The 11063-nt window shown below is 71.1% G+C and carries 10 protein-coding genes; 5 read left to right on the top strand and 5 right to left on the bottom strand.

Going from position 1 to position 11063, the window contains the following annotated elements:
• Positions 1 to 3: 3 nt before the first annotated feature.
• Positions 4 to 999 carry an aldo/keto reductase gene (locus ACQPWU_RS25830; protein WP_433444293.1) on the bottom strand — a complete coding sequence of 332 codons (996 nt, stop codon included), beginning with the start codon at positions 997 to 999 and terminating at the stop codon, positions 4 to 6.
• 44 nt (positions 1000 to 1043) lie between these two features.
• A complete protein-coding gene (locus ACQPWU_RS25825) occupies positions 1044 to 1682 on the bottom strand; it encodes an SDR family oxidoreductase (protein ID WP_433444292.1) in 639 nt (212 codons plus the stop codon).
• 24 nt (positions 1683 to 1706) lie between these two features.
• Here ACQPWU_RS25825 and ACQPWU_RS25820 point away from each other — a divergent pair, with 24 nt between their 5' ends.
• The 3 genes from ACQPWU_RS25820 (at position 1707) to ACQPWU_RS25810 (ending at position 4367) form a co-directional block, all read left to right on the top strand.
• The gene (locus ACQPWU_RS25820; protein ID WP_433444291.1) at positions 1707 to 2399 is read left to right on the top strand and encodes an HAD family hydrolase; all 693 of its coding nucleotides are present in this window, start codon (positions 1707 to 1709) and stop codon (positions 2397 to 2399) included.
• A 63-nt stretch (positions 2400 to 2462) separates the two neighbouring features.
• The gene (gndA, locus tag ACQPWU_RS25815; protein WP_433444290.1) at positions 2463 to 3887 is read left to right on the top strand and encodes an NADP-dependent phosphogluconate dehydrogenase; all 1425 of its coding nucleotides are present in this window, start codon (positions 2463 to 2465) and stop codon (positions 3885 to 3887) included.
• A gap of 129 nt (positions 3888 to 4016) precedes the next feature.
• Positions 4017 to 4367: a VOC family protein gene (locus tag ACQPWU_RS25810; RefSeq protein WP_433444289.1), complete on the top strand. Its 351-nt coding sequence runs from the start codon at positions 4017 to 4019 to the stop codon at positions 4365 to 4367.
• 74 nt (positions 4368 to 4441) lie between these two features.
• Here ACQPWU_RS25810 and ACQPWU_RS25805 read toward each other — a convergent pair whose 3' ends face one another.
• The 3 genes from ACQPWU_RS25805 to ACQPWU_RS25795 are packed head-to-tail and all read right to left on the bottom strand — an operon-like array spanning position 4442 to position 7174.
• Positions 4442 to 5410 (bottom strand): helix-turn-helix domain-containing protein, encoded by a 969-nt coding sequence (locus tag ACQPWU_RS25805; protein WP_433444288.1) that lies wholly within the window; start codon positions 5408 to 5410, stop codon positions 4442 to 4444.
• 41 nt (positions 5411 to 5451) lie between these two features.
• On the bottom strand, positions 5452 to 6225 hold the full coding sequence (locus ACQPWU_RS25800; RefSeq protein ID WP_433444287.1) for an acyl-CoA thioesterase domain-containing protein: 774 nt from the start codon (positions 6223 to 6225) through the stop codon (positions 5452 to 5454).
• A gap of 4 nt (positions 6226 to 6229) precedes the next feature.
• A complete protein-coding gene (locus tag ACQPWU_RS25795) occupies positions 6230 to 7174 on the bottom strand; it encodes a helix-turn-helix transcriptional regulator (RefSeq protein ID WP_433444286.1) in 945 nt (314 codons plus the stop codon).
• 50 nt (positions 7175 to 7224) lie between these two features.
• Between ACQPWU_RS25795 and ACQPWU_RS25790 the strand changes: the two genes are divergently transcribed.
• Together ACQPWU_RS25790 and ACQPWU_RS25785 are read left to right on the top strand one after the other, a co-directional pair.
• The gene (locus ACQPWU_RS25790; RefSeq protein WP_433444285.1) at positions 7225 to 8301 is read left to right on the top strand and encodes an epoxide hydrolase family protein; all 1077 of its coding nucleotides are present in this window, start codon (positions 7225 to 7227) and stop codon (positions 8299 to 8301) included.
• A gap of 128 nt (positions 8302 to 8429) precedes the next feature.
• The gene (locus ACQPWU_RS25785) at positions 8430 to 11033 is read left to right on the top strand and encodes a P-loop NTPase fold protein (protein ID WP_433444284.1); all 2604 of its coding nucleotides are present in this window, start codon (positions 8430 to 8432) and stop codon (positions 11031 to 11033) included.
• Positions 11034 to 11063: the final 30 nt, after the last annotated feature.

The raw sequence follows: 11063 nt of genomic DNA, 5'->3' as shown, positions 1-11063 counted from the left end.
AGATCACGGACGGCGGCGGAGATTCGCGTCGGCGAGCTCCGGCGGCTGCCACCCCCGGTCGGCCGGGTTGATCGTGACACCGGGCGGGACGATCTGATCGATGCGGTCCAGCACGTCGTCCGACAGGCGCACGTCGGCGGCTGTGAGCTGGCCCTCCAGGTGCTCCATGGTGCGCGGCCCGATGATGGCCGAGGTCACCCCCGGGTGCCTGATCGTGAACGCGATCGCCAGCTCGACGAGTGTGATGCCGGCCTCCTCCGCCAGCACGGCGAGCTGCTCGACCGCGTCCAGCTTGCGCTGGTTGACCTCCTGCGTCATGTCGTACCGGTCGGGCAGCCGCTGCGCCCTGCGCGTCTGCGGCAGGTCCTGCCCCTTGCGGTAGCGGCCGCTCAGCCAGCCGCCGGCGAGCGGGCTCCACACGATGGTGCCCATGCCGTACTTCTGCGCCACGGGCAGCACGTCGGTCTCGATGCCGCGCACGAGCAGCGAGTACGGCGGCTGCTCGCACACGAACCGCTCGAGCGAGCGCCGCTCCGACGCCCACTGGGCCTCGACGATCTGGTGCGCGGGGAAGGTGGAACTGCCGATGTAGCGGACCTTGCCCTGGCGCACGAGGTCGGTGAGCGCGCCGAGGGTCTCTTCGACGTCGGTGTCCGGGTCGGGCCGGTGGATCTGGTAGAGGTCGATCCAGTCGGTGCCGAGGCGGCGCAGGCTGTTCTCGACCTCCTGGATGATCCAGCGGCGGGAGTTGCCCCGCTGGTTGGGGCCCTCTCCCATGGCGCCGTGAACCTTGGTGGCCAGCACCACGTCGTCGCGCTTGCCCGACTTGGCCAGCGCCTGCCCGACGAACTCCTCCGACTGGCCCTGAGTGTAGACGTCGGCGGTGTCGATGAAGTTGATGCCGGCGTCGAGCGCGCGGTCGATGATCTTGGCCGATTGCCCGGGGTCGGACTCACCCCACCCGCCGAACATCATCGCCCCCAGGCAGAGCGGGCTCACCTTTAGTCCAGTACGTCCAAGTACGCGATATTCAGTCACAAGTATCACTCTCTCGCAACAAGGTCGGAGATGGGCGTTTCGCCGGAGACGAGTTCCAGGATCTGGTGGGCCGTACCGGGTGCTTCGAGCAGGGCGACGATGACGGCGGCCACGTCGTCGCGCGGCACCGACCCCGGCGGGACCTCGGGGGACAGCCGGACCAGGCCCGTGCCCGGCTCGTCGGTCAGCCGCCCCGGCCGCAGGATCGTCCAGTCGAGGTCGCGGGCGCGCAGGTCCTCCTCGGCCTCGGTCTTGGCCTCGATGTACGCGGCCCACACCTCGTCGCCGCCCCTCGGTGGCTTGCCCGCCCCCATGGAGGAGATCTGGATGAACCTCCGCACGCCGGCCCGTTCCGCCGCATCCGCCAGCAGCACGGACGCGGCCCGGTCCACGGTGTCCTTGCGGGCCGCGCCGCTGCCGGGCCCGGCGCCCGCCGCGAAGACCACGGCGTCGGCGCCCTCGACGATCTCGGTCACCTCTTCGACGGCCGCCTTCTCCAGGTCGCACACGACGGCCTCGGCTCCGGTGGCCTCGACGTCGGCGACATGGGCGGTATTTCGTACGATGCCGACCGCGCCCGACTTGAGGCGTTCCGCCAGCCTGAGCGCGACTTTCCCGTGCCCACCCGCGATGATGATCCGCATAATCGTCCATGGTGTCATGGACCTATGAATGCGTTCCCCGAGGCCCCGACCCCGGCATTTCTTTTCGACCTGGACGGCACCCTGATCGACAGCGTTTACCAGCACGTCATCGCGTGGCGGCAGGCACTGTCCAGCATGGGGATCGACCTGTCGGTGTGGCGGATCCACCGCCGCATCGGCATGAGCGGCGGCCTGTTCGTCAGCGCGCTGCTGCGCGAGACCGGACTGAAGCTGACGCGGGAGCAGATCGACCAGTTGCAGACCACGCACATGGAAGCTTACGAGCAGCAGGTCCACTCCGTTCGGCCGCTGCCCGGCGCGGCCGAGCTGCTGTCGGAGCTGACCTCGCGCGGCGTGCCCTGGGCGATCGCCACCAGCGGGTACGCCCGCACGGCGCGGCTGGCGCTGGACATGCTGGGATTGCCGGAGGACACCCCCATGATCACCCGCGATATGGTGCGGCGGGCGAAGCCGGACCCCGACCTGTTCCTCGCGGGTGCGGCCCTGGTGCACGTGGACCCCGCGCATGCCATGGTGGTGGGCGACAGCGTCTGGGACCTGCTCGCCGCCCGCCGGGCCGGCGCGCTGGGCATCGGGCTGCAGTCCGGTGGGTACGGCAGGGACGAGCTCGAACGTGCCGGGGCGTTCAGGGTCTACGCCGATCCGGCAGACATGCTGGACAGGCTGGACGAGCTGGGGGTGCGGCAGAGCGACTGAGGCTGGAATATCCCGCAGAACCACCGGGCTGGATCATGCGTATCCCCTACAAAGGAGCTTGAGATGGACTTGGCAGACATCGGCGTCACCGGCCTGGCCACCATGGGGCGCAACCTGGCCCGGAACCTGGCCAGGCACGGATACGCCGTGGCCGTGCACAACCGGACGTACGGCCGCACCCAGCAGCTGGTCAAGGAGTTCGGCGGGGAGGGCACGTTCGTCCCGTCCGAAGACCTGGCGGCCTTCGTGGCGTCGCTGAAGCGGCCACGGCGGGCGATCATCATGGTGAAGGCGGGGGCCGGCACCGACGCGGTGATCGACCAGCTCGCCGAGCTGATGGAGCCGGGCGACATGATCGTCGACGGCGGCAACGCTCACTTCGAGGACACCAGGCGGCGCGAGGCGGCGCTGCGCGAGCGTGGCCTGCACTTCGTCGGCACCGGCATCTCGGGCGGCGAGGAGGGCGCACTCCACGGGCCCAGCATCATGCCCGGCGGCTCCAAGGAGTCGTGGGAGGCGCTCGGGCCGATCCTCCAGGACATCTCGGCCAAGGTGGACGGGGTGCCGTGCTCGGTGCACGTCGGCCCCGACGGTGCCGGACATTTCGTGAAAATGGTCCACAACGGCATCGAATATTCGGACATGCAGCTCATCGCCGAGTCCTACGACCTGCTGCGCCAGGCCCTGGGGGCGACGCCGGCCGAGCTGGCGCAGGTGTTCCGGGAGTGGAACCGGGGCGACCTGGACTCGTACCTGATCGAGATCACCGCCGAGGTCCTCGACCAGGTGGACGCCGAGACGGGCAAGCCGTTCGTGGACGTCGTGGTCGACCAGGCCGAGCAGAAGGGCACCGGCCGGTGGACCGTGCAGAGCGCGCTCGACCTGGGCGTGCCGGTGACGGGCATCGCCGAGGCGACCTTCGCCCGCGCCCTGTCCGGCCACCCTGAGCAGCGTGCCGCCGCTGCCTCCCTGCAGGGGCCCAGCCTCTCCGGGGTCGGGGGGCGCGAGCTGGTGGAGGACGTGCGACAGGCCCTCTACGCATCCAAGATCGTCGCGTACGCGCAGGGCTTCGACCAGATGGCCGCCGCCTCGCGCGAGTACGGCTGGGACCTGGAGCTCGGGGCGATGGCCACGATCTGGCGCGGCGGGTGCATCATTCGCGCCAAGTTCCTGGACCGGATCCGGGCCGCGTACGACGCCAACCCGGCGCTGCCGACGCTGCTGGCGGACCCGACGTTCGCGGCCGCTCTGGACGCGGCGCAGGAGGCATGGCGGCGCGTGGTGACGACCGCGATCCAGATCGGCGTGCCCACGCCCGGCTTCTCCTCGGCCCTCGCCTACTACGACGGCCTGCGCCGCGACCGCCTCCCGGCGGCGCTGGTGCAGGGGCTGCGCGACTTCTTCGGCGCGCACACGTACCACCGGGTGGACAAGGAAGGGGCCTTCCACACCGACTGGTCCGGCGACCGCACGGAACACCCGGCGTAACACGTGCCCGGGGCTGGGCGCTGACGGCGCGCGGCCCCGCGACGGCGGCGGGCCGACCGTGGGGCGCCGGGCGGTGACGGTGCAAGGATGTTCAAGACCGGGCAGCCCCGTCGCCGCCAGGCTGGGCGCATGACAACAACCCTTACCTCCATCGTCATCGACTGCGCCGACCCCGCCGCCCTGGCGGGCTTCTATGCCAAGGCCACCGGCTGGCAGGTCGGCTCGGGCGACGACGACTTCGTCGGGCTCGAAGGCGGCCCGGTGTCGATCGCGTTCCAGCGGATCGACGGCTACCAGGGCCCCGGCTGGCCGGACGGCGGCAAGCACGTGCACCTCGAGTTCAAGGTCCCCGACGTCGAGGCCGCCATGAAGGAGCTGGCCGGGCTCGGCGCCACCGTGCCCGGCTTCCAGCCGGGCGGCGCCGACTGGACCGTGCTCATCGATCCCGAAGGCCACCCCTTCTGCATCATGGAAGGCTAGGGGCCCCCGAGAACCGGCCTGACGTCGGCTCAGGGCGCCGCCGTGCGGGTCTTCCCGGGGCACCTCCCAGCCGGTCAGGGATTTCGGGAGGCCAGCAGGCGGCGCAGGGCCGTAGGAGTGTGGCCGACGTGGCGGCGGATCGTACGGGTCAGGTGGGCCTGGTCGGCGAACCCGAGGTCGGCGGCCAGCCCGGCCAGGCTCGGCTCCCCATCCTCGAGCCGGTCGAGCGCCCGGCCCACGCGCACGCGGTTGCGGTAATGGGTCAGGGAGACGCCGAGCTCCCGGGTGAAGGCCCGGCTGAGCTGGTAGGGCGAGACGGCCAGGAGCTCGGCCAGTGACAACAGCCCACCGGCCGCCGGATGATCGGCCGCGATGGCCTCACGAGCGGCATCGGCGATCCTCGCGCTGGACCTGACGACGGCGCCCGCCCTGCGGTTGTCCGGCGCAGGATCGCTCGGCTTGGAAGAGCTCCCCTCGGCGGCACCGGTCCCGGCGCCATGAGCCTTCACGTCGGCGGCTCCGGCAACTGAGACACGCACCACTTCGGTGCCCGCTCCCAACGCACCCGCTGCAGACGTGGCCGGGGTCGGGGCGGGGACCAGCTGCGAGAGGGCGGCGCCGATGAGGGAAAGCAGGGACTCGGCCAGCTCGAAGGCGGCGTCACCTCCGCGCGCCGCCCTGAGGAAGCGCCGGTGCGCGAGGTCCAGGCCGGCGTCCACATACAGGGTGGGCCGGGCCGGCCGCGGTGCCTCGCCGGCGAGCGTGCACCACAGCTCGGGCGACAGGGACACCGAGGTGCACACGTCGCCGCCGGCCGGGTGGGCGAAGTGCTCCTCCACGCCGGGCGTGGAGAGGTACGCCATCGCCGGGTCGATCACGGCGGCCCGGCCGTCAGCCCTGCGCCGGAACAGGCCACGACGCACCAGCACCAGGCGGTGCCCGGTGCCCACCTCCGCCGCCGACCACCCGCGATGGTCGTCGACGCAGGTCACCGCGTCGAGGCGGAACCCCTCCCCGGCGGCAAGACGCACAGCTGAACGCACCTGCCGAACGTTACGCGACGAGTACGACAATCCAGCCGGGGCTAGCGGCCGCCGATCCCCATCGTGTTGGCCACCGCCGTGACCACGCAGAATCCGAAGGGCCCGCCCGTGTCGTGCATGGTGACCTGCCCGGTCGCCACCCCGTCGGCGCTCAGGTGACCGGTGGTCTCGACCCCGATCACCTCACCGGCCGGGAGCCGGGCAAGCGTCAGCGTGTAGTCGGCGTTGATGAAGCGCAGCCCCTCCACCCCCGCGTTGCTCAGCGGGCTGGCGAAGTCGGCGGCCAGTGCCGCGCGTACGAACGGCGTCACGGGCTCCTCGTCCACCAGCGGGTACGTCTCCCGCAGCCACACCCGCCCGGCACCGGGCTCCCCCCACTCCGTCACCCGCCACAGGTCGAACGGCGGGGTCCAGGCGGCGCGCGCGTCCGCCGGCGGCCCGTCGGGCGGGGGCGCGTCCCACCCGGGCGTGACGAACGTCTGCTCCCCGTCCGGCTGCTCGCCCTGCCGCAGCAGCACCGCACTGGCCCGCCCGATCACTCCCTGCTCGGTGGCGACGATCGCGTCGGCCACCAGGATCCTGCGCCCGGACCTGACCAGCGAGGTCTCCACTGTGACCGGCACCATCGGACTGTTGCGGAACAGATCGACCGTCAACCGGGCGAAGTGCAGCCCCGGCTGGGCGTACCGCCTCTCGATGGCGCGGGCGGCCAGTCCGCCGAGCAGGCGGCCGTGGAGCATGTCGGAGGACCAGGGGCCACGGGCGTGCGGCGCGGGCACCAGCTCACCCTGCTTCTGCGTGAAGAACGCTGACACAGAATCAGATTCTAGAGGAGAGCAGCCGCTCACCGAGACCCCGAAGACGTTCCTTCAGCTCCACGGGCTCCAGCACCTCGAAGTCCACGTCCAGGAACGCCACCACCACGGCCATCAGGTTCAGGTCGTCCCCGCGCAGGGTGAGCAGGCACGTCCGATCGTCCACCGGCTCGACCGCGCCCGACGTCCTGCCCGCGAGCCGCTCGGCGGGGGCGTGCACGAGAAAGCGGGCCTCGAAAGGCCACATCTGGTGGACCAGGCGATGCTGCACCCATGCGGCCACGTCCGGCTCGGGCGGCTCGCGCGGGGTGAAGCGCGGGCCGTTGGGGGTCCTGAGCCGGATCCGGTCGGCGCGGTACGTGCGCCAGTCGCGGCGGTCGACGTCCCAGCCGACCAGGTACCAGCGGTTGCCCTTGGTGACGAGGCTGTGCGGCTCCGCCTTCCTGAGCGCGGTCCCGCCCTGGTGGCCGGTGTAGTCGAAGCGGAGCTGCTCGTGCTCGCGGCAGGCGGCGGCCACGCGGGTGAGAACCTCCGCGTCGACGGTGGGGCCCTCACGGTTGATCCGCACGGTGTGCCGCTGCAGCGTGTTGACGCGATGGCGCAGGCGGGCGGGCAGCACCTGTTCGAGCTTGGCGAGCGCGCGCAGGGAGGTCTCCTCGATGCCGGTCACGGTGCCGTTCGCGGCGCTACGCAGACCGACCGCCACCGCCACGGCCTCCTCGTCGTCGAGCAGCAGCGGCGGCAGCTCCGCGCCCGCACCCAGCCGGTAGCCGCCGGAGACGCCGGGCGCCGAATGGACCGGGTAGCCGAGGCTGCGCAGCCGGTCGACGTCGCGGCGCACCGTCCTCGGGGCGACACCGAGCCGCTCCGCCAGGTCAGCGCTGGACCAGTCGCGCCTGGTCTGCAGGAGCGACAGCAGGCGGAGCAGTCTCGCCGAGGTGTCCAACACGCCACTATTGTGGCCCGATCCTGGCCGCATTTGCGCATAGCGTCGCGGACATGGACGAATTCGTCATCGACATATCCCAGGACCGGCTCGACGACCTGCGCGAGCGGCTGGAACGCACCCGCTGGCCGGACGCTCTCGACGGGGTCGGATGGTCGTACGGCGTGCCACCCGAGGCGGTGCGCGAGCTGGCCGGCTACTGGCTCGACGGCTACTCGTGGCGCGGTCACGAGGCACGGCTCAACGCGTTCCCGCAGTACACGACCGTGATCGACGGGCAGCGTGTGCACTTCGCGCACGTGCGCTCGGCCCGGCCGGACGCGCTGCCGCTGCTGCTGACGCACGGATGGCCCAGCACGTTCGCGGACTTCTCGCGCGTCGCCGAGCGGCTCAGCCGCGACTTCCATCTGGTCATCCCGTCCATCCCCGGGTTCGCGTTCTCGGGCCCGGCCACGGAGCCGGGCTGGGGCGTGCGGCGGGTCGCCGCCGCCTGGGCGGAGCTGATGTCCCGGCTCGGATACTCCCGGTACGGCACGCAAGGCGGCGACTTCGGCGCCCTGGTCTCGCCCGCCGTCGCGCGGCTGGCTCCCGAACAGGTGGTGGGCGTGCACGTGAACGCGCTCACCGCGTTCGTCACCGACGACATGTCGGGGCTGACGGAGGCGGAGCTGGAGCGGGCGCGCGGGGTCGAGCGGTGGCGGCGGGAGTTCTCCGGGTACGCGGCCATCCAGAGCACCAGACCGCAGACGCTCGCGTACGCCCTGGCGGACTCCCCCGCCGGGCTGCTGGGCTGGACCCTCGACGCGTTCGCCTCGTGGGGGCGGGACGTGGGCGGGGTGTCCGCTGACGACATCCTCACCAACGTCACCATTTTCTGGCTCACCGGCACGGCCGGATCATCCACCCGCATTTACCGGGAGAGCGGCGGCGACTGGCAGGTGCCGGACGCGCCGGGGAAGACGCCGACGGGCGTGGCGGTCTTCCCCGGGGACAGCACGGTCAGGCGGTACGCCGAGCGGGCGCACAACGTGGTGCACTGGTCGGAGTTCCCGGCCGGCGGCCACTACGCCGCACTCGAGGCCCCGGAGGCCCTGGCGGCCGATATCAGGGCGTTCTTCGCGGGTCTGTGATCCCGCTCTTCGGCCGCCGGCCGGGCGGAAAGGTAGCACGTCGCGGCCGGCGAAGGAGCGGACCGACGGGCCCCAAAGATGCCGGAGCAGTGATCGACTGGTGCATCGGTGCGTGTGATGCTGTCGGGATGGAGCAGAGTTGGGGGCGCTACGCCGACCAGCCGATCATCGAGGACCATCAGGACGTCCTCGGATACAAGGCGTTCGCCGACCGCGTCACCGGGGTGCTCGAGGCGGTGGCAGGGCCGGAGTCGGTGGTTCTGGCCGTGGTCGGGCCGTGGGGCAGCGGGAAGACCTCGTTGCTGAACCTTGTTCATGCTCGGCTCGGCCGCCGGAAGTGGCGTTCGGCCTGGTTCAACCCCTGGGCGCTGCCGGACGACGCGTCGCTGATCCAGGCATTCTTCGAGACGATCGCGTCGACACTGCCCAAGGGGAGCGCGGGCAGGAGGGTACGCAAGGCGCTGATGCGGTATGCCGCGAAGGTCTCGCCGCTGCTCAAGCTCATCCCGGTGGGCGGGGAGGCGGCGGCGGGCATCGCCGAGACCATGGGCAAGTTCGCCGGATCCGAGACAGTGGAGGCACGAGGGAAGGAGGTTGCCGAACGGCTGCGCGAGGTCGGCGCGCCGACCCTCATCGTCATCGACGACGTGGACCGGCTGCACCCGGAAGAGCTGACCGCGCTGTTCAAGGCGGTACGCCTGCTGGGGCGTCTGCCCGGCATCTGTTACCTGCTCGCCTTCGACGCGGTGACGATCCAGGACACGCTCGCGCGGACCGCCATCGCCAACGGCGACGCGAGCCGGGCGCGGGTGTACTTGGAGAAGATCGTCCAGTATCAGCTGTGGATCCCGCCGATCGTTCCGGAGCGCTTGGCAACTCTGCTCATCACGGAGATGGAGCGCATGTTCGCCGGCCTGGGCGCCGAGTTCACCCCTGAGCAGCGGGAGAGGCTGCGCTGGGCCTGGGACACGGTCCTGCGCATGGTGCTGGACCAGCCGCGCGCGGTGTACCGCTATGTGGCGCGGGTGGCGGTGTACCTGCCGCTGGTCGGCCCGAATGAGGTGGACGTCGTCGACTTCGCGCTGCTTGTCTTCCTGCAGCACCACTTCGTGGTGCTGTACTGGTCCCTGGCGAGCTCCAGGGACCCGGATCTGTTCTGGCTCAATCCGCTCAGTCCCGCCCAGGAGTGGGCCGAGCGCGACCAGAGGTTTCAGGCGAAGTTCGAGGGAAGCAAGCCCACGACGAGCCTCCGGCCGTTCTCCTTACCCTGGGGCAGCGAGCCGGGCATCGGCTGGCGGCAGACGCTCGCGAAGGCCGACGTGCCCAAGCGCGTGGCCGACGGGCTGGCCGACATCGTGAACGACCTGTTCCCCCAGCACGCATCGCCCCGGTTGCGGGGCGTCGGCGACCCCGACTACTTCCACCGGTACTTCCTGATGCGCATCCCTGATAGCGACCTTGCCGACAGCGCGGTGGACCGGGTGGTCGCCGACCTCACCGCGGGGCGTGCCACGGAGGAGCTGGCCGGGGTGACCGGCATGCTCACCGGCGCCTCCGCCGACCGGATCCTGCGCAAGTTACGCAGGTGCTTCGCCGGGTTGACCGGACAAGCCGCGTACAACGCCTACCGGTACGTCGTCGAGCACGCGGCCGAGTCGGACGACCACCCCGCAGGGGCTCTGCGAGCCTGGCAGACCGACCTGTTGCTGCGCTCGTACGGCGGTCCGAGCCCGGAGGAGGTCGTCCGGGACGCCGTCGGCGAGGACGTGGCGCTCGTGTGGGACGACCCCGCCTGCGACCGCTTGCTGACCCACCTCCAGGCGTCCACGGACGACCCGCCGTCACAGGAGTGGCTGGCCTCCCTCCGGGAGGCGTTCACCGAACGGATGCTCAGCATGGCCGAGCCCGCCGTGCGGCGAGGCGACCGGGAGGACGTCCCGGTGGCGCAGATGCTGGACATCGGTCTCACCTGGGCCGGGCGGACGGTCATGCGGTGGGTCCGCGAGTCGTTCCATGCTCGTCGGCTGAACGCGGCGCAGCTGGCCGGGGCCCTCAGCGCCCGGCACGAACATCCGCGCCTGACCCAGATCGCAGCGATCCGAGGGCACAGCGTCGTGGCACGGCTGGCGGAGGCGCTGCTGGAGCAGGGGCATCAGGAGGAGGCCGTCGCGATCCTGCGGGCCGGCGTCGAGGACCACGACCATGCCGCGGCTGAGGACCTGGCCGTGCTGCTGGCCACGCAGGACCAAGTGGCGGAGGCCATCGACGTCCTGCGTTCGTTGACCTCCGGCTCGACGGCAGTCGAAGAAACCGTCAGGCAGCTGGCCCGGGCCCTGAGCGGATGGGACCGCCTCGACGTGGCCATCCGCCTCCTGCGCGACCACATCGACGATCCGCTGAGTGCCAGTCAGCTCGCCTCTATGCTGAAGAAGCAGGGCCGGGTCCAGGAGGCCGTGGACGCCCTGCGCCCGCACGTCGAAGCCGGCAATTTCTTTCTGCGGCAGGCGGTCGATCTCCTCATGGAACACGGCCCTCTGGAGGAGGCCGTCGAGTTGCTGCGGCCTTTGGCCGCCGACGGCCATCCGCGCGCCTCCGAATGGCTTACGAGCGCGCTGCACGAACGCGACCGGACACGGGCGCTTATCGCCGACTTGGAGGAGAGAGAAGGCCTTTATCCGCAAGTCGATGACCAGTTGCGCGAGCTGCGAAAGAGATTGACCGGCGGTGAGTAGGCCGGCGGATCGGGTGGATTTTCGGCGACG

This window comes from Nonomuraea sp. CA-141351 (genome assembly GCF_050944675.1).
GTDB lineage: Bacteria > Actinomycetota > Actinomycetes > Streptosporangiales > Streptosporangiaceae > Nonomuraea.
This window is presented reverse-complemented; position numbering and strand designations above follow the sequence as displayed.